This window comes from Polynucleobacter sp. UB-Raua-W9 (assembly GCF_018687435.1).
Classification (GTDB): Bacteria; Pseudomonadota; Gammaproteobacteria; order Burkholderiales; family Burkholderiaceae; genus Polynucleobacter.
Window position 1 is genome coordinate 744,971 of the sequence record NZ_CP061290.1, and the last position, 23,482, is coordinate 768,452.

Below are 23,482 nucleotides of genomic sequence, written 5' to 3' on the forward strand. Positions count from 1 at the left end.
GCACGATGAAGAGCAAAACTATACGCAAAAAGCCGGATTTTTCTAAGCTGGCATTAGAGACTTTGGCGGTCCGTGCTGGCACTCGCCGCACAGCTGAATATCAAGAGCATTCAGAGGCAATGTTTCTGACGTCGAGCTTTTGCTTTGATAGTGCAGAGTTGGCTGCCGATGGCTTTGCTCACGCAGACCAGGGCTTTATCTATTCCCGCTTTACCAATCCAACTGTGAGCATGTTTCAAGATCGCTTGGCTGCCTTAGAGGGTGGCGAAGCATGCATCGCTACTGCCTCTGGTATGTCGGCCATCTTGACGATGGCGATGGCTCATCTGCAAGCTGGCGATCATGTGGTGTGCTCCCGCTCGGTATTTGGTGCAACGGTTCAATTGTTTACCAATATCTTGGGGCGCTTTGGGATTACAACAACTTATGTTGATTTGGCTGATGCCAAGTCATGGCAGGCTGCTGTCCAGCCAAACACCAAATTATTTTACTTAGAGACGCCATCTAATCCCCTGACAGAGATTGCAGATATCAAGTCAATTTCCAAGGTTGCCAAGAAAGCAGGCGCCTTATTCGCAGTGGATAACTGCTTCTGTACGCCGGCCTTGCAAAAGCCGCTGGCTTTCGGTGCTGATGTCGTAATTCATTCGGCGACAAAGTATTTGGATGGTCAAGGCAGAGTGGTGGGTGGCGCAATTGTGGGTAGCAAAGATTTCATCATGGGCAAGGTGTTTCCTTATGTGCGCACAGCAGGACCAACACTATCCGCATTTAATGCCTGGGTATTTCTCAAAGGTTTAGAGACTCTAGAGCTTCGTATGAAACAGCAGAGTCAAAATGCACTCGCCCTGGCCCAATGGTTGGAGAAGCAGTCTGGTGTTGAGCGTGTTTACCATCCTGGCCTCGCATCCCATCCTCAGCATGCATTAGCAAAACGTCAGCAAAAAGCAGGCGGTGCGATCGTATCTTTCATCTTGAAGGGTGGCAAGAAATCGGCCTTTAGCCTCATTAATCAAACTAAGCTTTGCTCAATTACAGCAAATCTCGGTGATACACGCACGACCATTACTCATCCTGCGACAACTACCCATTGCCGCGTAACTCCAGAGGCTCGCAAGGCAGCAGGCATCTCTGATGGCTTGGTGCGTATTGCGGTTGGTCTTGAAAATATCAATGATTTAAAGAATGACCTCGTTGGTGGACTCAAAAAATAAGGAAGTCCACCTCAGTAAACCTTTGGGTTTTGCTGATGCCACTCAGTTTTGGAATGAGCGATTCAATAAAGAAGAATTTATCTTTGGTAAAGAGCCAAATGAATATCTCGTCAAACAAGCTAATCAGTATCTAAAGCCAAATAACAAAGTCCTCTGTATTGCGGATGGTGAAGGGCGCAATGGCGTCTGGCTTGCTAAGCAAGGTATGCAAGTAGTTGGCTTTGATGCGTCTGATATTGCGCTTGCTAAAGCAAACCAGTTCGCAAAAGATAACCAGGTAGTAGTCCAATACTCATTCTCGGATGCCGATAGCTTTGCTTGGCAGGCAAATACTTATGATGCCGTTATCGGGATCTTTATTCAGTTTGCTGATCCGCAGATGCGTGAGCGCATTTTTCAGAAGACCTATGAGGCATTAAAGCCCGGCGGCATTTTGATAATGCAGGGCTACACACCTAAGCAGCTCGAGTACAAGACGGGTGGCCCGTCTCTCATTGACCATCTGTATACCGAAGAGCTCATTCGAGAACTCACAATTGATTTTGAGATTCTTGAACTGCGCTCATACGAACAAGTGTTATCAGAAGGCCCAAGACATACTGGCATGTCTGCCTTATTGGGGCTGGTTGCTAGGAAGTAAAGCGGCGCGGGTCGTTGATGGAGCGTAGTGGCATGATGTGAATCTTGCTACCATCGATTTCAGCATAGGTCTTCGTGCCGAGCTCTAGGCCTAAGCGTTTGACTTCTGCTGCAGAGGCTTCCCAGGTAATGGTGTGAGCGCTATTGTTTGCAAGAAGTTGAATGACGGCAATCTGACCCAGGGCGCTAATTTGCTCAACGACAACAGGAATGCCGTCCGAGACCTGGCTATCATGAACGCTCAATCCATCTGCCGGAATTACCCAGGCGACCGGTGTACCCGGAGGGATCTTACCTTTATCCATTACATTAAAAATATGATGACTTCTATCCCAGGAGAGCTTACCCGAGGTGAATATACCTTCGAATATATTGTTAATGCCAACTAGCTCTGCCACTCTCGAGTTTCTGGGTTTCTGAAATAAAACCCTTGGAGCTGCGGTCTGCAAGCCAATACCTTGGTCAATTACGGTGATGTGATCTGCCAATAAATCAGCTTCGCGTAAATCATGAGTCACTAGCAGAATGGGAATATGCAACTCTTTTCTGAGTTCAGCTAGGATTTTATAAAGACTCTGACGGGTGGGCGCATCAATTGCAGAAAAAGGCTCATCAAGTAGCAGCACTTTTGGTTTCTTTACTAGCGCTCGAGCGAGTGCTATGCGTTGCTGTTGTCCGCCAGACAGTTCGTGAGGTATGCGTTGAGCCAGTTCGGCAATGCCCATATGGTTTAACCAATCTAAGGCGATTGATTCACGCTTTGCTTGATTCAATCCAGAATTTTGCAAAGGAATACAGACATTTTGCAGGGCAGTTAAATGGGGAAAGAGTGCATATTGCTGAAATAAAAATCCGCATGAGCGCTCGGCTGGTGCAAGGGACCTTGTAACTCCTCTTAGCTCGTTGGCCTCGAACCAAGTTTGACCATCACATTCAACTTTCCCTGCGCTAGCATTGTTCAGACCTGCAATTGTCCTGAGGACTGATGTTTTGCCGCTTCCGGATGGGCCTACCAGAGCATGTAATTCTCCGGGGGCGCATTCAATATCAATTTGCAATGGATTGGGGAGTATTTGTGTGGCTTTGACCTTCAGCATTAAGCTCTCCATCCACTTCTACGAGATGGGTTTCGGCCAAACACACCATAGGAGATTGCAATCGCTATTAAAGAGGTTGCAAGCAATAGTAATGATAGCGCTCCTGCGCCAGCGCTATCAAAGCTTTGAACTTTGTCATAGATAGCAATGGAGACTGTTTTGGTTTCCCCGGGTATTGCGCCACCCATCATCAGGACAACGCCAAATTCTCCAAGAGTGTGGGCAAAGGTCAGGACGGCTGCACTAGTGATGCCGCGCCAGGCTAATGGCAATTCAATCGTGCGAAAGATTTGCCACTGAGAAAGACCGCTGACTTGAGCGGCTTCAATAATTTCAGGGTTGATGGATTCAAAAGCCCGCTGTATTGGCTGAATTGCAAAGGGCAGATTCACAATTAGGGAGGCTATTAATATTCCGGTGAATGAAAATACCATCGGAATACCAAATAAGCTTTTGCCGCTGAGGCCGACCAGCAGGTAATAGCCCAATACGGTGGGGGGGAGCACTAATGGCAATGCTAAGGCGGCCTCTATCCAAGATTTACTTTTACCGAGTTTTTGTAGCGAGTGGGCAACCCAGACTCCAAAAGGCAGAATGAGAACAAGGGTCCACAAAGCAAGCTTTAACGAGAGAAGAATGGCATTTATGTCCATGTATTTATTGTATCCGTTGATATCGTCAGGGTATGTCTCTATATTCAGTGGCCTTAGATATGGGTTAAATATGCGTTTATACGTATATATTCATAGATAACCTACATGAAATCTAAGGTTCAAAAAGCAACCAAGAGTTTGTCACCAAAGCAGATGGAGAAGGTATTTGCACAAGTAGCGGCCTATTTCAATGTTTTATCTGAACCAGCACGTTTGCGCATCATGTATGCAGTATGTACAGGTGAAAAATCAGTTTCAGAGGTAGTGGTGATGTGTGGCACAAGCCAAGCAAATGTATCTCGGCACCTTTTAGCACTGCATAAGGCTGGAATTTTACTCAGACGTAAGGACGGTGTAACGGTTTATTACTCAATTGCAGATAACGCAACCGTAGAGATGTGCCAGACAGTCTGCGCAAAGATTGCTGAAAGCATTCATTAATACAAAGTATTTATCAAGCAGAGGTCAAATGACGAAGAAGCAAATTGAATTGAGCGCTGAAGAGATTTCGGTGGTTGAGAAGCCTGCTAGTAGGGCTAGGCTTGTTAAGGCGCCAGAGCACTTTATTTCTCAGGAATTAATTGCTGATATCAACGCCAATGGTCTAGATGAAACACGCCGCGGCTTTTTGCGCAAAGGATTCTTTTCTGCTTTAGGTGGTGCAGCAGCTGGCTTAGCAGCCCCAATGGCATTTGCTGCTGGTGAGGGTGACCCAGCGATTCTAGAAAAGCAGGAGTGGCAGACTACTCTTGGTAAGAACGTAGCGACGATGCCATATGGCGTGCCATCCATTTATGAAGCCAATTTGATTCGTCGTGAATCACCTGGCTTGACACGTGTATCCGCAGCTTCTGTTGCTTTCACACCTCTGCAAGGTTTGTTTGGAACGATTACTCCAAACGGCCTTCACTTTGAACGCCATCATCAGGGTTGGTACAACTTAAATCCTGAAACACATCGTTTGATGATCAATGGCATGGTGAAGAATGCCCGCGTCTTTACGATGAATGACTTAATGCGTTTGCCATCAGTCTCTCGTACACACTTTATTGAGTGTGGCGCAAATACCGGCCTAGAGTGGGGCAACGTTGCAGTGCCAACAGTGCAATACACCCATGGCATGCTGTCTTGTTGCGAATTTACAGGTGTGCCGCTTAAAGTATTGCTAGAGGAGTGCGGAGCGGATCTGAAAAAAGGCAAGTTTCTTCTTGCTGAGGGTGGCGATGGCTCGGGTATGACTCGTACGATTAATCTTGACTCTTGTCTTGAGGATACGATCGTTGCCTGGAGTATGAATGGGGAGATGCTGCGCCCAGAAAACGGCTTCCCATTGCGCTTGGTGGTACCAGGAGTGCAGGGTGTCAGTTGGGTGAAGTGGTTGCGTCGCCTTGAAGTGGGCGATATGCCTTGGCATACAAAAGACGAAGCCGTTCACTATATTGAATTGATGCCTGATGGAATGCATCGTCAATATGCATCCATACAAGAATGTAAATCCGTCATCACCACACCCTCTGGTGGTCAGCAATTGTTAGATAAAGGTTTTTATAATGTCAGCGGTATGGCTTGGTCAGGCCGCGGCAAGATTAAACGCGTTGACGTGTCATTTGACGGTGGTAACAACTGGCGTTCTGCACGCCTAGAAACGCCAGTTCTTACAAAGTCCATTACCCGGTTCAATATTGATTGGGTATGGGATGGATCACCGGCAATACTGCAGTCTAGAGCGGTAGATGACACTGGTTATATACAGCCATCCATCAAGATGTTGCGCGATGTTCGTGGCAATCGCTCGATTTATCACAACAATGCAATTCAGTCTTGGAAGTTGGATTCAAATGGCGAGGTGAGCAATGTACAGGTTGGATAAATTATTTGCTCGCTTAGTATTTTTAGGCCTGGCAGTATTTTCTGCTCAGCTTGCCCATGCCCAAGGCGTTCAAGGTTCTACTCAGTTTCCTGGGATTGGTCGCAATGCAACACCGGCAGAAGTGATTGCTTGGGACATTGATGTGCGACCCGACTTCAAGGGTCTACCAAAAGGGTCTGGCTCCGTAGAAAAGGGCCAAGCGATTTGGGAATCCAAATGCGCTAGTTGTCACGGTGTTTTTGGTGAATCTAATGAAATCTTCACGCCAATCGCAGGTGGAACGACTGTTGATGACATAAAGACTGGAAAAGTTGCTTCTTTGGTTGATCGCAAGCAACCACAGCGGACCACTTTAATGAAGGTGCCCACTGTCTCTACTTTGTGGGACTACATCTATCGTGCCATGCCTTGGAATGCACCACGATCACTAACGCCGGATGACACTTATGCTCTTGTGGCATTTATTTTGAGCTTGGGCGAAATCGTTCCAGATGATTTTGTCCTAAGCAATACCAATATTGCGGAAGTACAAAAGAAGATGCCTAACCGGAATGGCATGACTCGTCATCATGGCTTTTGGAGTGTGAGCGGCAAGCCGGATGTAAACGGTTCTTCTTGCATGAGCAATTGCGTGAAGTTTGTGCAGATTGGTTCTACATTGCCGGACTTTGCCAGAAATGCGCATGGCAATATTGCTGAGCAAAATCGTCTTTATGGCCCATATCGTGGTTCGGATTCGACTAAGCCACCAATTGACAGACTGCCCGGATCTTCGGGTGAGGGTTTGGCGCATGCTGCTGATACCCATGCTGCCGCAGTAAAAGGTTCTGCAGCATTATTTAAGAATGAGAATTGCTCTGCTTGCCATGCACCCAACGCGAAGCTAGTGGGGCCATCGATTGCCGATATTGCAGCGAAATATAAAGGTCAAAGCGGGGCTCAAGAAAAGCTCATGGCTAAGGTCAAAAATGGGGGTTCAGGAGTATGGGGGGCCATTCCAATGCCGCCACAGTCGCAGTTATCCGATGAGGACAGGGCGACTCTTGTACGCTGGGTTCTGACAGGGCAATAGATTTACAGAGGGTTTTTTGAAATACCGCTATATTTGATACTAAGAGTAGATTATTAAAGGAGTTTTTATGAATCAGCAGCGACGCAGTTTATTGAAATATTCAGCCGTTTTTGGCTTGATGGCTTCTGCGGGTCTTATTAGCGTAGCCCAAGCTCAAGAGTGGAATAAAGCCGCCTTTGAAGGCAAGAGCCTTGAGGATGTATTCAAAATCTTAGGTGCAGGTAGTCCAGATAAGTCTGGCGCTGTTACTTTGAACGCCCCAGATATTGCAGAAAATGGTGCGGTAGTTCCAGTTGGCATTGTCACAACTCTCAAGGCAGAGCAAATGGCTATCTTGGTTGAGAAAAATCCAAGCGCCTTAGCTGCCCAATTCTTTATCCCAGCTGGTACCGAGCCATTCGTGACTACTCGCATCAAGATGGGCCAAACCTCCAATGTATATGCCTTGGTAAAAGCCGATGGCAAGTGGAGTATGGCGGTTAAAGAAGTGAAAGTGACTTTGGGTGGTTGCGGCGGTTAATTGCCCCCAGTCCTAATAAATACCATTAATTAATTACTAGATTACAAGAGGAAAACATGGCTGATCCAATGCGCGTAAGAGCTGCTGAGAACGGTGGAATTGTGGATGTAAAAATTTTGATGAAGCACGACATGGAATCTGGTCAGCGTAAAGATGCTGCCGGTAAAACGATTCCCGCATGGTTCATTAGCAGTATCAATGTCAAAGCCAATGGCAAAGATGTACTGAATGGTCAATTTGGTCCGGCAGTTTCTAAGGACCCATTTTTGAACTTCAAATACAAAGGCGCTAAAGGCGACAAGATTGTTGTGAGCTGGGTAGATAGCAAAGGCGATAAGCGCACTGACGAAGCCACTGCTTCTTGATGTGAATCTTCTTCACTGTCTCAATAGTTCTGAAAGGGTAACAAATGCAGCGTAAATACACCTTAGGCTTAGCCTCAGGATTACTGGCAACGATGTTGTCAATTTCATCAACGTCATATGCACAAAGTGCGACAGACGACATCGCAAAGTATCGCGAGATGATTGCAGATGGAAACCCTTCCGAACTCTATGAGGCCGCTGGTGAAGAGCTTTGGAAGAAACCAGCCGGACCGAAGAACGCAACGCTAGAAAAGTGTGATTTAGGCTTAGGGCCAGGCGTTGTGAAGGGTGCCGCAGCCCAGTTGCCGCGATACTTTAAAGATACCAACAAGGTGCAAGACCTTGAGTCACGTTTGATGACTTGTATGCAAAAGTTACAAGGTCGTGACCCGCAAGAAATGATTGATGCCCCTTTCCAAAAAGGCCCAAAAAAGGATATGGAGGCGATTGTTGCTTACGTAGTGACTTTATCTAAAGGCGACAAGATTAAGGTCAGCACTAGTCATCCAAAAGAAAAAGAAATGTATGAGCTTGGTAAGCGCGCATTCTTTTTTCAAGGTGGACCAATGGATTTCTCCTGCGCTTCTTGCCACGGTGAAGATGGCAAACGTATTCGTTTGCAAGATTTGCCTAATATCACCACCCAAAAGGGTGCCGCTTTAGGTTGGGGTTATTGGCCTGCGTATCGCGTCTCTAGCGGACAGTTCTGGACAATGCAGCAGCGTTTAAATGACTGCTATCGTCAGCAACGTTTCCCGTTCCCAATTTATGGCTCCGACCTAACTGTCGCTGTGTCGATGTATATGGCAAAGAATGCCAATGGCGGCACAGTTGAAACCCCTGGTTTGAAGCGTTAATGGATAAGAGACAGAGAATATGAATATGAAGAACCTTAAATCCCTCTTAGCCATCGCAGTATTTGCCTTAGCTGCTGTTGCTATCCATGGCTCTGCAAGCGCTCAACAAGCCAACAATCCTAAGTTCAACAAAATGATGAAGGATGGATTTAGGGCTGATGGTATTGCTGGCCTAGACCGTATTGATCAGGACGCAACTCAAAAGTTTTGCTCTGATCCTGTATTTGCAAATAGCAAGCAGGGTGAAAAGATGCGCGAGAAGATTCAGAAAATGAATATGGATAGCATCAAGCAACCCTCAGACGGTAAATATATTGGTGACTGGAAGAAAGGCGAAGCGATTGCACAAAGTGGTCGTGGTGCAACCTGGACTGATAAAGCAGATACTCCAATTGGTGGTGGCTGCTACAACTGTCACCAAATCGATAAGAAGGAGATTTCTTATGGAACGATTGGCCCAACATTGTGGAACTATGGCAAGGCACGCGGCTATTCTCAAGAAGTCGTCACCTATACCTGGAACCGAATCAATAACTCCAAGGCTTATAACGCCTGCAGCAATATGCCAAGGTTTGCTCACTTCAAGCTCTTAAATGAGCAGCAGATTCAGGATGTCATGGCATTACTGTTGGATCCTGCTTCTCCAGTGAATCAGTAAATAGAGTAACAAAATATAAAGAACAGGCCGACAGGCCTGTTTTCTTAAGGGGAATACTATGTCTTTAAGTCGTCGCGATTTCTTGCAAGCTTTGGCTATTGCATCTGCAGGCGGAATGAGTTTGCAATCAAATTTTTCCAACGCGCAAAGCGCAGCCCAAAAATTCTATGATTTACCTAAGTTTGGCAATGTGCATTTCTTGCATTTCACAGACTGTCATGCACAGTTATTGCCTATTTATTTCCGCGAGCCTAATGTCAATTTAGGCATTGGCGCGCAAGAGGGTAAAACGCCGCACTTAGTTGGGGAATACTTCTTGAAAGCGAATGGTATTGCACCTGGCACTCGTGATGCTCATGCATTTACCTATTTGGATTATGTAGCAGCAGCTCAAAACTACGGCAAGATGGGTGGATTTGCCCATATGGCTAGCTTGATTAAGCAAATGAAAACAAATCGCCCTGGAGCCTTATTGCTTGATGGTGGCGACACTTGGCAGGGCTCTGGCACTGCCTTGTGGACCAATGGTCAAGACATGGTTGATGCTGCTCTTGCTTTAGGTGTTGATGTAATGACGCCTCACTGGGAAATGACTTTGGGTGAGAAGCGCGTGATGGAAATTGTGAACGGCGATTTCAAGGGTAAGGTCTCTTTCATCGCGCAAAATATTAGGACAGCTGACTTTGGTGACATCGTATTTAATCCTTACGTTATGAAAGTGCAGAATGGCATTCAAGTAGCAATCATTGGCCAAGCCTTCCCTTACACGCCAATTGCCAATCCTCGCTACTTCACTCCTGACTGGACATTTGGTATTCAAGAGGAGAATATGCAAAAGACCATTGATGAAGTCAGATCAAAGGGCGCAAAGGTTGTCGTTCTCTTATCTCATAATGGCATGGACGTGGATTTAAAGATGGCATCTCGGGTGCGTGGTTTGGATGCGATCTTGGGTGGCCATACCCATGACGGCGTTCCTATACCAGTCAAAGTCAAAAATCCTGGTGGCGTCACCCTCGTGACCAACGCTGGTTCCAATAGCAAGTTTTTAGGTGTATTGGACTTTGATGTGAAGGGTGGTAAAGCGGTTGACTTCCGCTATAAGCTTTTCCCCATTTTCTCAAATATGATTCCGGCTGATCCAACCATGAGTAAGCTCATTACTAAGATCAGGGCTCCGTATGAGACAAAACTTAGTGAGAAATTAGCAACTACTGAGGGGCTCTTGTATCGTCGCGGCAACTTCAATGGTAGTTTTGATCAGCTCATTCTTGATGGCTTGATGGCGCAGAAAAATGCGGAGATCGCTTTTTCACCAGGCTTCCGGTGGGGCACCAGTCTCTTGCCTGGCCAAGCTATCACCCGTGAAAATCTCTTAGATCAAACGGCCATCACCTATCCATATACCACTGTCACCAATATGACTGGTGACACCATTAAGACGATCCTGGAAGATGTCGCAGACAATTTATTTAATCCTGATCCTTATTACCAGCAAGGTGGAGATATGGTGCGCGTTGGCGGTATGCAATACGCTATCGACCCAGCACAAACTGCTGGTAAGCGCATTACCGATATGCGCCTAAACGGCAAAGCAATTGAAGCTAGTAAGACTTATAAGGTCGCTGGTTGGGCGCCGGTAAGCGAAGAGGCTAAAAATGCTGGTGGAGAAGCAATTTGGGATGTAATGGAGAGGCATTTAAGAGATGTCAAAGTTGTGAAGGCTGTAAAGTTGAATGAGCCAATCATCAAAGGCGTTAGCAATAATCCTGGCATGGCTCCAATTTAAATAGTATGAAAGTAATGTCCATGAATAAACTGATTCACCTTATATTGATAGCAATGATTGCTCTTGGTTTTGGGTCTATTGCCAACGCACAATCATCAGGGCCTACTAAAGTGGTTTATCACATTGATGAAGCTGAAACCCAAGGCTTGAAAGGGCTACGCAATATTCGCAACCATTTGGATACTTCTCCCAATACCATCATCATCGTTGTGACTCATGCTAATGGTGTTGATATGTTGATGGAAGGTGCTAGGGATAAGAAAAATAATGTGGAATATGCGCCATTAGTTGGGGCTCTCAAGTCACGTGGCGTGAAGTTTGAGGTTTGCGAAATTACTTTAAAAAATCGTAATCTCAAAAAAGATCAATTCACCCTTGATGCGGATTTCACGCCATCTGGTGTGGTGCGTGTTGCCGATCTCCAATACAAAGACGGCTTCGCTTACATCAAGCCTTAATCTATATTCAAATGAATCTTTGTAAGACTGCTATTGCTTTCTTAAAGTGCATGATGTGGATCCTGATGGGATCTTTTATCTTTTTTGGCGGCACTCATGGGCAGACCATTAAACCTGCCGACACTATTCAATTAAAGCCAGTTCAGGTTGCCCCGCATACTTATTTCGTGCGGGGATTTCCGGAGTTGGGGAGCAGCGTTAATCAAAACTTTATTTCTAATGCTGGCTTTGTTGTTACTCCTGCGGGTGTCGTAGTGGTTGACGCCTTGGGATCGCCAATATTGGCGCAAAAATTGATTGCTGAAATCAAGAAGATAACAAATCAAAAGATAGTTGCTCTTATTGTTAGCCATTATCATGCCGATCACATTTATGGCCTGCAAGAATTTCAAAAGATCGGCGCCAAAATTTATGCGCAAGGTGAAGGTAGAAACTATCTGTCTTCAGAAACGGCTAGGCAGCGCTTGATTGCCTCAAGAGTAGATTTTGCTCCTTGGGTCAATGCCAATACAAGGCTGATTTCAGCTGACGTTTGGATTGATCAAGCAATGAATCTCAATGTTGGTGGCGTCAATTTTTTCATTAGTCGCGTAGGGCCTGCACATGCGCCGGAAGACTTGATGGTTTATGTCCCATCAGAAAAGGTGCTACTTGCAGGTGATCTAGTATTTCGAGGCCGCATCCCATTTGTTGGCAATGCTGACAGTAAAGGCTGGCTAATCGCTCTGGATGAGATCGAAAGACTCAATCCCAATATTGTGATTCCAGGGCATGGTAACTATTCCGTTAAACCTGCTGAGGACATTGCCTTTACTAGAAACTACCTTAAATACTTGCGGGAGTCGATGACCTCAGCTGCCATCAATATGGACCCCTTTGAAGATGCCTACAAGCAGACAGATTGGTCTGAATACGAAGGAATGCCTTTATTTAGGGCTGCTAACCGCATGAATGCCTATAACGTCTACCTATCAATCCAGGCCGAGTGAGCCAATCTTGCCTGTTGGGCCTTAAAATAGAAGATTAATGCTAAATCCTTGATTTGTAATCAAAATGGTTTTTATCCGATCTATTCCTGCAATTGTCTTGAGCGCACTGGTGAGTGCCTCAGCTTTTGCTACACCTGATTTGGCAAACGGTAAAACCATTGATCAGCAAAAATGCTACGGCTGCCATGCCAAGAAATCTGGCTTTGGTAATGGCGACATGATCTACACACGTAGCGATAGCAAGGTGAAGTCTGTGGCCAATTTGAGGAAGATGGTTGGCATTTGTAACACCGAACTTCGTTTAGACCTATTTCCCGAAGATGAGGCAGATGTCGTTGCTTATCTCAATCAGCAGTTTTATAAATTTAAACCTTAATTTTTTAAATACAGTCACTATGGATGTTGTTGATATTAATTCTCTAAGTAAGTCAGTTCTTTGGGCTACATTAGGCATTACCTTTGTGCTTGGTGCGGTCATGCAGAAAACAGGTTTTTGCAGCATGGGTGCCGTTTCTGATGCATTCATTATGTCTAGCTGGGATCGCTTGAAGCAGTGGTTCTTGGCGATTGGCGTTGCCATTATTGGATTTTCTTTAATGTCTAACTTAGGCCTCATTGATCCATTAAAAAGTTTTTATACCGGCAATAAGTTTTTATGGCTCTCTACTATTGTTGGAAGTGTGATGTTTGGCTTTGGGATGGTTCTAGCTTCAGGATGCGGCAGTAAAACGTTGATACGTATCGGTGGGGGCAATTTAAAGTCTATTGTTGTTTTCATGGTTCTCGGTTTAACTGCCTATATGACTATGCGCGGCTTCTTGGGTGTTGTTCGCATTAATACGCTGGATACTTTTTTTATTGCCTTTAATACCCCGCAAGATTTGCCAAGTCTTCTCAGTGGTCCTTTGGGCATTGCCCGTTCCTCTTTGCATCTGGCTTTGGGTTTAATCATTGGTTTTGCATTTATTGCCTATGCCTTAGCTAGCAAAGCATTTTGGACCGCAGAAAATCTAATTGCTGGCATTGTGGTTGGCTTGGCAATCTGTGCTGTGTGGTGGGTCTCTGGCAATCTTGGTTACGTAGCGGAAGACCCAAATACCTTGGAAGAAGTTTTCTTGCTGACCAATTCCGGACGCATGGAAAGTTTGTCATTTGTTGCCCCCTATGCATATTCACTAGACTGGCTCATGATGTATAGCGATACTTCTAAAGTGCTGACAGTGGGGATTGTTGCTGTAGCCGGGATGATATTGGGTTCAGCCCTTGTTGCAGTTGTCACAAAATCTTTTCGTTGGGAATCTTTCCGCGATGCTGAAGACACTGCCAATCATCTCGTTGGCGCTGCCTTGATGGGTTTTGGCGGAGTTACTGCACTAGGTTGTACTGTGGGGCAGGGTTTAAGTGGTATTTCTACATTGGCCCTGGGATCCCTTCTGGCTTTACCTGGATTCATATTTGGCGCCTATCTAGGATTGCGTTATTTGCAATTCCGCCTTGCCCCAAATCCTTGCGCTTAATCATCACTTGATTGGATGGAAGTAATGCAAATTGACTGGCTCTCTTTTTCCCCCATTCCATCCCTGTTAGGGGGAATGATTCTCGGTGTGGCCGCAGCACTGTATGTTTTGTTGCATGGTCGCATACTGGGTATTAGTGGAATCGTTGCTGGATTGCTACATCCTAAACTGACTGACTCTGCCTGGCGCCTCAGTTTGGTTATGGGTTTAGTCACGGCTCCATTTTTAGCGGCGGTAATTTTTGACATCTTTCCAATCGTTGAGATTGACTCAAGCTGGTTTGCGATTGTGATCGCCGGTCTTTTAGTTGGCTTTGGCGCTCAGTATGGATCAGGCTGTACGAGTGGTCACGGTATTTGTGGATTGTCTCGCCTGTCACCACGCTCATTAGTTGCAACACTTGTTTTTATGAGTACTGGTTTCTTAATTGTTTTTGTGACTCGTCACTTGATCGGCGCTTAAGATGAGAAAACATGTTGGCCTCTTTAGTCAGTATGCAATTGGCGCGCTCTTTGGGTGGGGGTTAATCATTTCTGGCATGAGTAATCCGCAAAAGATTTTAGGATTTCTGGACCTCGCTGGAAACTGGGATCCATCCCTGATGTTTGTAATGTTGGGCGCAGTCATTGTTGGTCTTGGCGGCTTTTATATTGCTAGCAAACGAACTGAAGCCTTTTTTGGGGGCGCTCTGCATATTCCAACAAGACGAGACATCACCAAGCCTTTGATCATTGGCAGTCTTATCTTTGGGGCGGGCTGGGGCATTGCTGGTTTTTGTCCTGGTCCAGCACTGGTTGCGCTTGGGGCAGGGCATCTGAAGGCTCTAGTATTTGTGCTGGCAATGCTGGCCGGTATGGAATTTTGCGAGCGTTTCTTTACAGCCCATAGAAACAAGCCCAGCATCTGAGAAGCCTGATTTAGAATCAACCCTATTGCCTATATTCTTTGTAGAGGGTTTCATGAGTCTTCCTATTAGTTGCCATACCGCTCAGTTCGGTACTCTTGGTCAGATTGACCCCAGTCATTTAGCGGAAATCGCCCAGCAAGGGTACAAAAGTGTGATTAATAATCGTCCTGATGGTGAGGGCGGACCTGATCAGCCAAGCAATGCATCCATTCAGATGGAAGCTGAAAAGCTTGGTCTCAATTACGCCTATTTGCCTGTCATACCTGGTGCGCTCACTCCAGCTCAGGTGCAAGAGATGGCCCGCCTTCTTAAAACAATGCCTGGTCCTATTTTGGCCTTTTGTCGTTCTGGAGCCCGCTCAACCAATCTGTATCAACTTGCATTGCAAGTCAGTTAACTGATACAAGTTAACTGAGCTAGCAAATGGTATGCAACCTAGTAATCCGCACATCCTTAAGTTAGATACATTTCTTTCTGAGTTGAATGGGTTTGATCTGATCATTGATGTGAGGTCACCCGCTGAATTTGCTTTGGACCACATTCCCGGGGCAGTGAATTATCCAGTTCTGAATAATGAAGAGCGTGCGCAGATCGGCACTCTATATAATCAAGTTTCTCCCTTTGCCGCCAAGAAACTCGGCGCAGCCTTAGTATCGAAAAATATTGCCGAACACATAGAGTCGCATCTACTAGAATTGCCGCGTGAATGGCGCCCACTAATCTATTGTTGGCGCGGTGGTGAACGTAGTGGGGCATTTACCCACATTCTGAATCGCATTGGCTGGAAAGCCATGCAACTGGAGAGTGGTTATCAAGGCTTTAGGCGGACTGTGATTGATGGCCTCGAGCAATTTGCAAATGCTTTCACATTCCAAGTGATCTGCGGCATGACAGGAAGCGGCAAGACAAGAGTATTACAAGAGATTGGCGCACTAGGCGCACAGATCCTGGATCTAGAGGGCTTAGCAGTTCACCGTGGATCTGTTCTAGGAAATGAGCCCAATGCCGAACAACCCTCGCAAAAGGGTTTTGAAACAGCCCTCTGGAATGCGTTGCGTAATCTTGATCCATCAAAGCCAGTCTTTGTAGAGTCGGAGAGTAAAAAGGTTGGTGGCTTACATGTGCCAGATGCTTTAATGGAAAAGATTCGCAATGGTATTTGCATCGAGTTACGCTCTAGCGCCCAGACACGCGTCTCTTGGTTAATTCGTGAGTATCATCACTTCTTAACTGATACAGATAACTTTAAGCAAAAGCTTGGTTTGCTTACTACGCATTATGGAAAAGTTCAGATTGCCAAATGGAATGAGGCTATTGATGCGGGTAACTTTGCAGACTTAGTTGAAGAGCTATTGGTAAAGCACTATGACCCATCTTACCAATCATCGATCGTGCGTAATTTTCCGCAATACAAGATCGAAAATTTTGTACAGCTAGAGAATGACAGTGATGAGGCCTTCGCCAAAGCGGCAAAGGCCATCGTCACAAAACTGGGTTCTTAGCTGACTAGCTAAATGCCTGAATACCAGTTTGTGCACGGCCCAGGATTAGAGCATGAATATCGTGCGTGCCTTCGTATGTATTCACTACTTCTAAGTTCAGCATGTGACGTATGACCCCGTATTCATCAGAGATACCATTGCCACCATGCATATCGCGCGCTAAACGTGCAACATCTAAAGACTTGCCGCAAGAGTTGCGTTTCATGATGGAGGTAATTTCTGGGGCAGCAATACCTTCATCTTTCATGCGACCTAAGCGTAAGCAACCCTGGAGGCCCAGCGTAATTTCAGTTTGCATGTCAGCCAGTTTTTTCTGTATCAACTGATTGGCAGCGAGAGGTCTATCAAATTGCTTGCGATCTAGAGTGTATTGGCGAGCAGCATACCAACACCATTCAGCGGCACCTAGAGTTCCCCAAGCAATGCCATAACGAGCGGAGTTCAAGCAAGTAAATGGACCTTTCAGGCCGCTAACTTCTGGAAATTCATTTTCAGCCGGGACAAATACTTCATCCATCACGATTTCACCAGTGATAGAGGCGCGAAGACCCATCTTGCCACTGATCTTGGGGGCGCTTAAGCCCTTCATCCCTTTTTCAAGGATAAAGCCACGAATAATGCCTTCATCGTTCTTGGCCCACACCACGAATACATCAGCAATCGGAGAGTTGGAGATCCACATCTTGGATCCCGTTAAAGAAAATCCTCCTGGCACTTTCTTGGCACGAGTGATCATGCCGCCAGCATCAGATCCGTAGTTTGGTTCAGTTAAACCAAAGCAACCAATCCATTCGCCAGTAGCTAGCTTAGGAAGATATTTTTGTTTTTGTGCTTCGCTACCAAATTCATTGATAGGAACCATGACTAAAGATGACTGCACGCTCATCATCGAGCGATAACCGGAATCCACGCGCTCAATCTCGCGAGCGATTAGCCCATAAGAAACATAATTCAAGTTGGCGCCGCCGTATTCCTCAGGAATAGTGATGCCTAAAAGACCTAACTCTCCCATTTCTCGGAAGATTGCAGGATCGGTTGTCTCATTGCGGAATGCATCATGAATGCGTGGCATGAGGCGTCCTTGAGCATACTCAGCTGCCGCATCGCGGATCATGCGCTCTTCTTCGCTTAATTGAGTATCGAGGAGAAGGGGGTCGGCCCAGTTAAAGCTGGCTTTACTCATTGCTTGATCATCCTATTGTTGGTTTTTCTTGCTTCCTGCGAATTTTCAGGAATGCAGATATTCTTCTTTCTATTATCCATTTTTTCCAAACTTATGGACTCACCTAGACGACACCATCGCTATTACGACTTAATATTGGCGGCCTTTGTAGTCGTATTGCTTTGCTCCAACTTTATTGGTGCCGGGAAAGCGGCGGTTGTTGATCTTCCATTTTTCGGAACAGTCCATTTTGGCGCTGGAATTCTGTTTTTTCCCATTGCCTACTTTTTTGGCGACATCCTGACTGAGGTTTATGGTTATGCCTATGATCGTCGTGCAGTTTGGGCGGGCTTTGCAGCTTTAGCGTTTGCAGCGGTAATGGCGCAGATTGTGATTGCCTTGCCAGTTGGGCCTGGTGCTTATATGGACAATTATCAAAATGGCCTAGAAACGGTCTTTGGCAATTCCTGGCGCATTGCTTTGGCTTCGATGTTTTCTTTCTGGTGCGGCAGTCTTACTAATGGCTTTGTTCTTGCCAAAATGAAAATTTGGACTACGGGCCGTTTTTTGTGGACGCGCACTATCGGTTCAACAGCAGTAGGCGAGTTAGTAGATTCCTCTTTCTTTTATATGTTGGCCTTTTATGGCATATGGCCTACCCATGAAGTGATTCAGGTGGCGCTGGCGCAGTATGTACTGAAAACTTCCTGGGAAGTGCTGGCAACACCAATGACCTATTGGGTCGTGAATTTCCTCAAGCGCAAGGAAAATGAGGATTATTACGATACCCATACAAATTTCACCCCATTTAGGGTCAAAGTCTGAATTAGACCTTTGCGGCCTTAACCCGTTAAAATAACGGTCTTTGCCCCCAAATATGGGGGTATCTGTTGAATTCAATTTCAGAAAGCTAGAAACCATCCGTGTTGTCCGCATCTAATATCACCATGCAGTTTGGGGCGAAACCCCTGTTTGAAAACATTTCCGTGAAGTTTGGCGGTGGCAATCGCTATGGCCTTATTGGCGCAAACGGTTGCGGTAAATCTACTTTCATGAAAATTCTCGGTGGCGAGCTTGAGCCCACCAGTGGTAATGTCAGCTTAGACCCGGGTATTCGTTTGGGTAAATTGCGCCAAGATCAATTCGCCTATGAAGATGTGCGTGTGCTCGATGTAGTAATGATGGGTCACGAAGAGATGTGGAAAGCCGCTGCGGAGCGCGATGCGATTTACGCCAATCCAGAAGCGACCGATGAAGATTACATGAAGGCTGCTGAACTTGAAGGTAAGTATGCTGAGTACGGTGGCTATACCGCAGAAGCAAAAGCAGGTGAGTTGTTATTGGGCATCGGCATTCCGATAGAACAGCATACTGGTCTAATGAGTAACGTTGCCCCGGGTTGGAAACTACGTGTATTGCTAGCGCAAGCATTGTTCTCTGACCCAGATGTTTTGCTGTTAGATGAGCCAACTAATAACTTGGATATTCACTCGATTCATTGGCTTGAAGATATCCTCAATCAAATTAAGAGCACCATCGTCATCATTTCCCATGATCGTCACTTCCTCAATGAGGTCTGCACGCATATGGCCGATATGGACTATGGAACTTTGAAGGTCTATCCAGGAAACTACGACTCCTATATGTTGGCATCTGTTCAGGCGCGAACACAACAACTCAGCTCTAACGTGAAAGCCAAAGAAAAAATTGCTGAATTAGCAGCTTTCGTGGCCCGCTTCTCTGCAAATGCTTCTAAGGCTCGCCAGGCAACTTCACGTCAGCGTCAGTTGGAAAAAATTGAGATTGTTGAAGTCAAGCCTTCTTCACGTCAAAATCCGTTTATTCGTTTTGATACTGAGAAAAAACTACACAATATGGCCGTTGAGTGCAACGCGCTTACTAAAGCCTACGACCGAACCATTTTCAAAAACTTTAAGCTGGGTGTTCGTGCTGGTGAAAAGATTGCCATTATTGGTCAAAACGGCGCTGGCAAAACAACGCTCCTAAAAACTATTCTCAGCAAGCGCTTTGATGGCATAGCAGCAGATAGTGGTGATGTGAAGTGGGCCGAGAATGCCAACGTTGGCGTAATGCCGCAAGACAATACTGAGATGTTCGCTAAAGACGAATTACTCATGGACTGGATGAATGAGTGGCGCAATACCGGTGATGACGATCAAGTAATTCGTGGCACCTTAGGGCGTTTACTCTTCTCTGGTGATGACATTGGTAAATCCGTCAAGGTGCTATCTGGTGGTGAAAAGGGCAGAATGATTTGGGGCAAGCTGATGCTCCAAAAATATAACGTTTTAGCAATGGACGAGCCAACCAATCACATGGATATGGAGTCGATTGAAAGTTTGCAGATTGCCTTAGAGAAATTTGATGGCACTCTTATTTTCGTATCCCATGACCGTGAGTTTGTATCGGCATTGGCTAATCGCATCTTAGAGGTGAAGATGGATGGTACGGTGGTGGATTACTCAGGTACATACGAAGAGTATTTGCGCAGTCAGGAACTGGCTGGCTAAAGTGTTATCTAGAATGACAAACAGTAAGCCTGCGAGTAACTACGCAGGCTTATTTTCTTTGGCCTGCCTCTGAAAGCGCATGGCAGTGCCATCTTCACGAATACGTTTCCAAACTGAGAGTTTCTCTTCATCCGAGAGAAATACCCAATTGCTGACTTCACTTAGAGTGCGACCACAGCCTTGGCAGATCTCGTCATAAAGCGTTGTGCAGACGCCAATGCAAGGAGAGTCGGAAGCATCATCTCCCGTAGAGAGTGAATGTGAGCCGTCTTGGGCTTGGGAGTTGGCGGTATCAGAATTCATGGAAGTACTTTAGTCGATTTCAGCGGACTATGCTCGGCAAGCTCATCTACATACGCGCCAATCCCTTGGTGCTCACGATCAAGAAAATGTCCAATCGCCTTTGCAAATCTGGGGTCTTTAATGAAATGAGCGGATTGGATCGTAGTTGGTAAAAAGCCTCGCGCCATTTTATGTTCACCTTGTGCGCCACCTTCAAATGTCTGAATACCTTCAGCGATACAGTACTCAATGGCCTGGTAATAGGCAGTCTCAAAATGCAGACAAGGAATATGTTCTAGTGCACCCCAATATCTTCCGAAGACCTTGGATGATGGTCGATCAACTACTAGCAAGGAAGCCGCAATTGGGCTTCCGTTTCGCTGGGCAAAAATTAAATGAAGATTGTCTGGCATTCGCTTTGCCCATAACTTAAAGAATGATTCATTTAAGTAAGGGCTTGATTGATGCTCTAGATAAGTATTTTGATAGCAATCAAAAAAGAATTCCCAATCTTGGTCGTTTGAATCTTCGCCGGGTACATGTTGAAACGAAATAGCCTCTCTTACCACTTGCTCTCGTTCGCGACGAATATTTTTTCGACGCTTCATTGTTAACGCAGATAAAAATTGCTCAAAACTTTGAAAGTTTTGGTTTTGCCAGTGAAACTGCACTGAGTCTCGCAACAGGAAACCTTGTTCCCTTAGATACTCTGCTTGAGAATTCATTGGAAACAGAATGTGTGCAGAAGATAGATCGTTTTCTGCCAACAAAGACTTGAGGCCATCAATTAATGCCTCCTGAATTCTAGTCTGGTTCGACTCAGACCCGCATAAGATGCGTGAACCCTGCACGGGGGTAAATGGAATGGCACAAAGTATTTTGGGGTAGTAGTTCAAACCCTGCTGTTCATAAGCCTGCGCCCAAGACCAGTCAAAGACAAATTCACCATAGGAGTGTTGCTTTAGGTATAAAGGCATGGCGCCGACTAATCGGCCATCTTGTTTGAGAGTCAGGTGGGCAACTTGCCATCCAGTATTACCACCTACGCAGCCTGTTTCTTCAAGCGCGCTTAAAAATTCATGCTTTAGAAAGGGGCCGTCATTAGGGCTGAGAAGCGCATTCCAATCTGCAGCAGATACGTCGGATAGACGATCTAGGATTTCTAAATGGAGCTTGTCAGAGCCTGTCACTATTAGCGCTGGATTAATTCAATCTTGTATCCATCAGGATCGGTCACAAAGGCAATGATGGTGTCGCCACCTGCTACAGGACCAGCCTCACGAGTGACTTTGCCACCAGCAGCTTTAATTTTGTCGCAAGCAGCATAAGCATCTGGAACGCCAATGGCGATATGTCCATAGGCATCCCCCAGATCATAAGAAGAGACTCCATGGTTATAGGTTAGCTCAATCTCAGCTTGGCCATCAGCATTACCTTTGCCGTAGCCAACGAAGGCTAGGGAATATTTTTGCTCTGGGCGCTCGGTTGTGCGGAGCAAATTCATACCCAGCACTTTGGTATAGAAATTAATCGAGCGATTTAAATCGCCGATGCGAAGCATTGTGTGTAGGATCATCATGGTTACATTGACGCGTAGTTAGGGCCACCACCACCTTCTGGAGTAATCCAGATGATATTTTGGCTTGGGTCTTTAATGTCACAGGTTTTGCAATGGACGCAGTTCTGCGCATTAATTTGCAATCTGGCTTTACCATCAACCTCTACATACTCATAGACACCGGCAGGGCAATAGCGTTGCTCTGGACCGGCATAAGTCTTCAGGTTGATGTCTACCGGTACGGAATTATTCTTAAGGGTTAAGTGAGCCGGCTGATTCTCTGCATGATTGGTGTTGGAGATAAATACCGAGGAGAGGCGATCAAAGGTAATCTTGCCGTCAGGTTTCGGATAGTCAATTGGCTTATGTTGTGCTGCGGGCTCTAAGCATTCATGATCTGCATGCTTGAGATGTACGGTCCAAGGCATATTGCCGCCCAGGAGTTTTTGCTCTAGGCCAACCATGATGGTGCCAAGGTAAAGGCCCTTAGACATCCAAGGCTTAAAGTTACGCGCTTGATTGAGTTCGGTATGAAGCCAGCTATTTAGGAAAGCTGTTGGGTAGGCGGATAACACATCGGCAGAGCGATTTTCTTGAATAGCAGAAACGGCAGCTTCAGCAGCAAGCATGCCGGTCTTAATTGCGGCATGACTACCTTTAATACGCGACGCATTTAAGAAGCCTGCATCACAACCAATTAATGCACCACCTGGAAAGACTGTCTTCGGTAGACTGTTTAATCCGCCTGCAGTCAGTGCACGCGCACCGTAAGCAATCCGCTTGCCACCCTCAAATGTTTCCCGAATCTTAGGATGCAATTTATAGCGCTGGAACTCTTCAAAAGGAGAAAGGTAAGGATTTTTGTAAGAGAGACCTACAACCAAGCCAACAGCAACTTTGTTGTCATCCAAGTGATAGAGAAATGACCCACCATAGGTATCGCTTTCCAGTGGCCAGCCAGCAGTATGAACCACCAGCCCAGGCTTGCTCTTAGAGGGCTCAACCTCCCAGAGCTCCTTAATGCCAATGCCATAACTTTGTGGATCGGCGTCTTTATCTAAGGCAAATTTAGAAATTAATTGCTTGCCTAGGTGGCCACGCGCACCTTCAGCGAAGAGTGTGTACTTAGCACGTAATTCCATCCCAAGCTGAAACTGATCTGTAGGATTGCCTTCTTTGTCTAAACCCATTACACCAGTAATCACGCCGCAGACTGCGCCTTGCTCGTTGTACAGAATCTCTGCCGCTGGAAAGCCCGGGAAAATTTCGACATCCAGATTCTCAGCTTGCTGTCCTAACCAACGTGTTACGTTTGCGAGGCTAACTATATAGTTACCTTCATTTTTAAAGCAGCGGGGCAGCATCCAATTGGGAACTTGAAACGCGTTATCGGTGGTGAGGAATAGAAATTGATCTTGCGTCACTTCAGTGTCGAGTGGCGCACCCATTGCTTTCCAGTCAGGAAAGAGTTCGGTGAGGGCTTTTGGATCCATGACGGCGCCTGACAGAATATGCGCGCCAATCTCCGAGCCTTTTTCTAGAACGCAGACACTAATCTCTTTGCCGGAGGAGTTGGCCAATTGTTTGGCTTTAATTGCTGCTGATAGACCAGCCGGGCCGCCGCCAACGATGACTAGGTCATAGTCCATGGATTCCCTGGGCCCAAATTGCTCTAGTAATTGTGCTGCGTTCATGCAAATTCTCCGGAATTTCTTAAAAATAGGCTTTTCAGCCCCATTAGTTTAGTTCGAATAGCTAAAAACCAAATCGGTGCTGAGACTGGCTGGGCTTGGAGAGCTGAGGCGTTATGATTACTTTTTTACCCATTTCGGCAATATTAGG

The 23,482-nt window shown here is 46.0% G+C and carries 27 protein-coding genes; 20 read left to right on the forward strand and 7 right to left on the reverse strand.

Annotation, left to right across the window (positions count from 1 at the left end; translation table 11 throughout):
- Window positions 1-5 precede the first annotated feature (5 nt).
- Together AOC07_RS03830 and AOC07_RS03835 are read left to right on the forward strand one after the other, a co-directional pair.
- Window positions 6-1,214 carry an O-succinylhomoserine sulfhydrylase gene (locus tag AOC07_RS03830; RefSeq protein ID WP_215358218.1) on the forward strand — a complete coding sequence of 403 codons (1,209 nt, stop codon included), beginning with the start codon at window positions 6-8 and terminating at the stop codon, window positions 1,212-1,214.
- Complete coding sequence (locus AOC07_RS03835) at window positions 1,198-1,854, forward strand: bifunctional 2-polyprenyl-6-hydroxyphenol methylase/3-demethylubiquinol 3-O-methyltransferase UbiG (RefSeq protein ID WP_251371725.1); 657 nt, start codon at window positions 1,198-1,200, stop codon at window positions 1,852-1,854. Before AOC07_RS03830 ends, AOC07_RS03835 begins: the two co-directional genes overlap by 17 nt.
- Here AOC07_RS03835 and AOC07_RS03840 read toward each other — a convergent pair.
- Together AOC07_RS03840 and modB are read right to left on the reverse strand one after the other, a co-directional pair.
- On the reverse strand, window positions 1,844-2,950 hold the full coding sequence (locus AOC07_RS03840; protein WP_215358220.1) for an ABC transporter ATP-binding protein: 1,107 nt from the start codon (window positions 2,948-2,950) through the stop codon (window positions 1,844-1,846). The two genes, AOC07_RS03835 and AOC07_RS03840, sit on opposite strands and share 11 nt — an antisense overlap.
- Window positions 2,950-3,603 carry a molybdate ABC transporter permease subunit gene (gene modB, locus AOC07_RS03845; protein WP_215358221.1) on the reverse strand — a complete coding sequence of 218 codons (654 nt, stop codon included), beginning with the start codon at window positions 3,601-3,603 and terminating at the stop codon, window positions 2,950-2,952. The genes AOC07_RS03840 and modB overlap by 1 nt, the downstream gene beginning before the upstream one ends.
- A gap of 105 nt (window positions 3,604-3,708) precedes the next feature.
- On the opposite strand from modB, the gene AOC07_RS03850 reads away from it, so the two are divergent.
- From AOC07_RS03850 to mnmH, 16 genes are all read left to right on the forward strand, one after another.
- Window positions 3,709-4,044: a helix-turn-helix transcriptional regulator gene (locus tag AOC07_RS03850; RefSeq protein WP_215294071.1), complete on the forward strand. Its 336-nt coding sequence runs from the start codon at window positions 3,709-3,711 to the stop codon at window positions 4,042-4,044.
- A gap of 28 nt (window positions 4,045-4,072) precedes the next feature.
- Window positions 4,073-5,473: a sulfite dehydrogenase gene (gene soxC, locus AOC07_RS03855; protein WP_215358222.1), complete on the forward strand. Its 1,401-nt coding sequence runs from the start codon at window positions 4,073-4,075 to the stop codon at window positions 5,471-5,473.
- A complete protein-coding gene (locus AOC07_RS03860) occupies window positions 5,457-6,545 on the forward strand; it encodes a c-type cytochrome (RefSeq protein ID WP_215358223.1) in 1,089 nt (362 codons plus the stop codon). Before soxC ends, AOC07_RS03860 begins: the two co-directional genes overlap by 17 nt.
- A 67-nt stretch (window positions 6,546-6,612) precedes the next feature.
- Window positions 6,613-7,065 (forward strand): thiosulfate oxidation carrier protein SoxY, encoded by a 453-nt coding sequence (gene soxY, locus AOC07_RS03865; RefSeq protein ID WP_215358224.1) that lies wholly within the window; start codon window positions 6,613-6,615, stop codon window positions 7,063-7,065.
- Window positions 7,066-7,121: 56 nt separating this feature from the next.
- Entirely contained in the window at window positions 7,122-7,430 is a 309-nt protein-coding gene (gene soxZ / locus AOC07_RS03870; RefSeq protein WP_215294075.1) for a thiosulfate oxidation carrier complex protein SoxZ, read from the forward strand.
- Window positions 7,431-7,474: 44 nt separating this feature from the next.
- Window positions 7,475-8,287, forward strand: coding sequence for a sulfur oxidation c-type cytochrome SoxA (gene soxA, locus AOC07_RS03875; RefSeq protein ID WP_215358226.1), 813 nt, complete (start codon window positions 7,475-7,477; stop codon window positions 8,285-8,287).
- Window positions 8,288-8,306: 19 nt separating this feature from the next.
- A complete protein-coding gene (gene soxX, locus AOC07_RS03880) occupies window positions 8,307-8,945 on the forward strand; it encodes a sulfur oxidation c-type cytochrome SoxX (RefSeq protein WP_215294077.1) in 639 nt (212 codons plus the stop codon).
- A 58-nt stretch (window positions 8,946-9,003) separates the two neighbouring features.
- Entirely contained in the window at window positions 9,004-10,734 is a 1,731-nt protein-coding gene (soxB, locus tag AOC07_RS03885) for a thiosulfohydrolase SoxB (RefSeq protein WP_215358228.1), read from the forward strand.
- Between the two features lie 20 nt (window positions 10,735-10,754).
- Window positions 10,755-11,192, forward strand: a complete 438-nt coding sequence (locus AOC07_RS03890) for a DsrE family protein (RefSeq protein WP_215294299.1) — start codon at window positions 10,755-10,757, stop codon at window positions 11,190-11,192.
- A gap of 50 nt (window positions 11,193-11,242) precedes the next feature.
- The gene (locus AOC07_RS03895) at window positions 11,243-12,181 is read left to right on the forward strand and encodes an MBL fold metallo-hydrolase (protein ID WP_251371726.1); all 939 of its coding nucleotides are present in this window, start codon (window positions 11,243-11,245) and stop codon (window positions 12,179-12,181) included.
- Window positions 12,182-12,245: 64 nt separating this feature from the next.
- Entirely contained in the window at window positions 12,246-12,557 is a 312-nt protein-coding gene (locus tag AOC07_RS03900) for a hypothetical protein (protein WP_251369693.1), read from the forward strand.
- Window positions 12,558-12,576: 19 nt separating this feature from the next.
- The gene (locus tag AOC07_RS03905) at window positions 12,577-13,698 is read left to right on the forward strand and encodes a YeeE/YedE family protein (RefSeq protein WP_215358232.1); all 1,122 of its coding nucleotides are present in this window, start codon (window positions 12,577-12,579) and stop codon (window positions 13,696-13,698) included.
- A 24-nt stretch (window positions 13,699-13,722) separates the two neighbouring features.
- Window positions 13,723-14,160: a YeeE/YedE family protein gene (locus AOC07_RS03910; protein WP_215294081.1), complete on the forward strand. Its 438-nt coding sequence runs from the start codon at window positions 13,723-13,725 to the stop codon at window positions 14,158-14,160.
- 1 nt (window position 14,161) lies between these two features.
- A complete protein-coding gene (locus AOC07_RS03915) occupies window positions 14,162-14,605 on the forward strand; it encodes a YeeE/YedE family protein (protein WP_215358235.1) in 444 nt (147 codons plus the stop codon).
- 52 nt (window positions 14,606-14,657) lie between these two features.
- Complete coding sequence (locus tag AOC07_RS03920) at window positions 14,658-15,002, forward strand: TIGR01244 family sulfur transferase (RefSeq protein ID WP_215294083.1); 345 nt, start codon at window positions 14,658-14,660, stop codon at window positions 15,000-15,002.
- 31 nt (window positions 15,003-15,033) lie between these two features.
- A complete protein-coding gene (gene mnmH / locus AOC07_RS03925) occupies window positions 15,034-16,107 on the forward strand; it encodes a tRNA 2-selenouridine(34) synthase MnmH (RefSeq protein WP_215358237.1) in 1,074 nt (357 codons plus the stop codon).
- Between the two features lie 4 nt (window positions 16,108-16,111).
- On the opposite strand, the gene AOC07_RS03930 is transcribed toward mnmH, so the two are convergent.
- Window positions 16,112-17,290: an acyl-CoA dehydrogenase gene (locus AOC07_RS03930; RefSeq protein WP_215294085.1), complete on the reverse strand. Its 1,179-nt coding sequence runs from the start codon at window positions 17,288-17,290 to the stop codon at window positions 16,112-16,114.
- 93 nt (window positions 17,291-17,383) lie between these two features.
- On the opposite strand from AOC07_RS03930, the gene AOC07_RS03935 reads away from it, so the two are divergent.
- Window positions 17,384-18,094: a queuosine precursor transporter gene (locus AOC07_RS03935; RefSeq protein WP_215358239.1), complete on the forward strand. Its 711-nt coding sequence runs from the start codon at window positions 17,384-17,386 to the stop codon at window positions 18,092-18,094.
- Between the two features lie 98 nt (window positions 18,095-18,192).
- Window positions 18,193-19,800: an ABC-F family ATPase gene (locus AOC07_RS03940; protein ID WP_215294087.1), complete on the forward strand. Its 1,608-nt coding sequence runs from the start codon at window positions 18,193-18,195 to the stop codon at window positions 19,798-19,800.
- A 39-nt stretch (window positions 19,801-19,839) separates the two neighbouring features.
- On the opposite strand, the gene AOC07_RS03945 is transcribed toward AOC07_RS03940, so the two are convergent.
- The 4 genes from AOC07_RS03945 to AOC07_RS03960 are packed head-to-tail and all read right to left on the reverse strand — an operon-like array spanning window position 19,840 to window position 23,334.
- Window positions 19,840-20,103 carry a DUF1289 domain-containing protein gene (locus tag AOC07_RS03945; protein ID WP_215358241.1) on the reverse strand — a complete coding sequence of 88 codons (264 nt, stop codon included), beginning with the start codon at window positions 20,101-20,103 and terminating at the stop codon, window positions 19,840-19,842.
- A complete protein-coding gene (locus AOC07_RS03950; protein ID WP_215358243.1) occupies window positions 20,100-21,272 on the reverse strand; it encodes a GNAT family N-acetyltransferase in 1,173 nt (390 codons plus the stop codon). Before AOC07_RS03950 ends, AOC07_RS03945 begins: the two co-directional genes overlap by 4 nt.
- Window positions 21,273-21,274: 2 nt before the next feature.
- Complete coding sequence (gene gloA, locus AOC07_RS03955; protein ID WP_215294090.1) at window positions 21,275-21,661, reverse strand: lactoylglutathione lyase; 387 nt, start codon at window positions 21,659-21,661, stop codon at window positions 21,275-21,277.
- Window positions 21,662-21,663: 2 nt separating this feature from the next.
- Window positions 21,664-23,334: an electron transfer flavoprotein-ubiquinone oxidoreductase gene (locus AOC07_RS03960; RefSeq protein WP_215358245.1), complete on the reverse strand. Its 1,671-nt coding sequence runs from the start codon at window positions 23,332-23,334 to the stop codon at window positions 21,664-21,666.
- Window positions 23,335-23,482: the final 148 nt, after the last annotated feature.

Excerpts from the sequence above, each read along its gene's own strand:
- modB (WP_215358221.1), bottom strand. The coding sequence starts at position 3,603 with ATGGACATAAATGCCATTCTTCTCTCGTTAAAGCTTGCTTTGTGGACC.
- AOC07_RS03900 (WP_251369693.1), top strand. The coding sequence starts at position 12,246 with ATGGTTTTTATCCGATCTATTCCTGCAATTGTCTTGAGCGCACTGGTG.
- AOC07_RS03830 (WP_215358218.1), top strand. The coding sequence starts at position 6 with ATGAAGAGCAAAACTATACGCAAAAAGCCGGATTTTTCTAAGCTGGCA.
- AOC07_RS03960 (WP_215358245.1), bottom strand. The coding sequence starts at position 23,334 with ATGAACGCAGCACAATTACTAGAGCAATTTGGGCCCAGGGAATCCATG.
- AOC07_RS03920 (WP_215294083.1), top strand. The coding sequence starts at position 14,658 with ATGAGTCTTCCTATTAGTTGCCATACCGCTCAGTTCGGTACTCTTGGT.
- AOC07_RS03935 (WP_215358239.1), top strand. The coding sequence starts at position 17,384 with ATGGACTCACCTAGACGACACCATCGCTATTACGACTTAATATTGGCG.
- gloA (WP_215294090.1), bottom strand. The coding sequence starts at position 21,661 with ATGATGATCCTACACACAATGCTTCGCATCGGCGATTTAAATCGCTCG.
- mnmH (WP_215358237.1), top strand. The coding sequence starts at position 15,034 with ATGCAACCTAGTAATCCGCACATCCTTAAGTTAGATACATTTCTTTCT.
- AOC07_RS03840 (WP_215358220.1), bottom strand. The coding sequence starts at position 2,950 with ATGCTGAAGGTCAAAGCCACACAAATACTCCCCAATCCATTGCAAATT.
- AOC07_RS03890 (WP_215294299.1), top strand. The coding sequence starts at position 10,755 with ATGAATAAACTGATTCACCTTATATTGATAGCAATGATTGCTCTTGGT.
- AOC07_RS03945 (WP_215358241.1), bottom strand. The coding sequence starts at position 20,103 with ATGAATTCTGATACCGCCAACTCCCAAGCCCAAGACGGCTCACATTCA.
- soxC (WP_215358222.1), top strand. The coding sequence starts at position 4,073 with ATGACGAAGAAGCAAATTGAATTGAGCGCTGAAGAGATTTCGGTGGTT.
- AOC07_RS03910 (WP_215294081.1), top strand. The coding sequence starts at position 13,723 with ATGCAAATTGACTGGCTCTCTTTTTCCCCCATTCCATCCCTGTTAGGG.
- AOC07_RS03915 (WP_215358235.1), top strand. The coding sequence starts at position 14,162 with ATGAGAAAACATGTTGGCCTCTTTAGTCAGTATGCAATTGGCGCGCTC.
- AOC07_RS03895 (WP_251371726.1), top strand. The coding sequence starts at position 11,243 with ATGATGTGGATCCTGATGGGATCTTTTATCTTTTTTGGCGGCACTCAT.
- soxY (WP_215358224.1), top strand. The coding sequence starts at position 6,613 with ATGAATCAGCAGCGACGCAGTTTATTGAAATATTCAGCCGTTTTTGGC.
- AOC07_RS03850 (WP_215294071.1), top strand. The coding sequence starts at position 3,709 with ATGAAATCTAAGGTTCAAAAAGCAACCAAGAGTTTGTCACCAAAGCAG.
- AOC07_RS03860 (WP_215358223.1), top strand. The coding sequence starts at position 5,457 with ATGTACAGGTTGGATAAATTATTTGCTCGCTTAGTATTTTTAGGCCTG.
- soxX (WP_215294077.1), top strand. The coding sequence starts at position 8,307 with ATGAATATGAAGAACCTTAAATCCCTCTTAGCCATCGCAGTATTTGCC.
- soxZ (WP_215294075.1), top strand. The coding sequence starts at position 7,122 with ATGGCTGATCCAATGCGCGTAAGAGCTGCTGAGAACGGTGGAATTGTG.
- AOC07_RS03930 (WP_215294085.1), bottom strand. The coding sequence starts at position 17,290 with ATGAGTAAAGCCAGCTTTAACTGGGCCGACCCCCTTCTCCTCGATACT.
- AOC07_RS03905 (WP_215358232.1), top strand. The coding sequence starts at position 12,577 with ATGGATGTTGTTGATATTAATTCTCTAAGTAAGTCAGTTCTTTGGGCT.
- soxB (WP_215358228.1), top strand. The coding sequence starts at position 9,004 with ATGTCTTTAAGTCGTCGCGATTTCTTGCAAGCTTTGGCTATTGCATCT.
- soxA (WP_215358226.1), top strand. The coding sequence starts at position 7,475 with ATGCAGCGTAAATACACCTTAGGCTTAGCCTCAGGATTACTGGCAACG.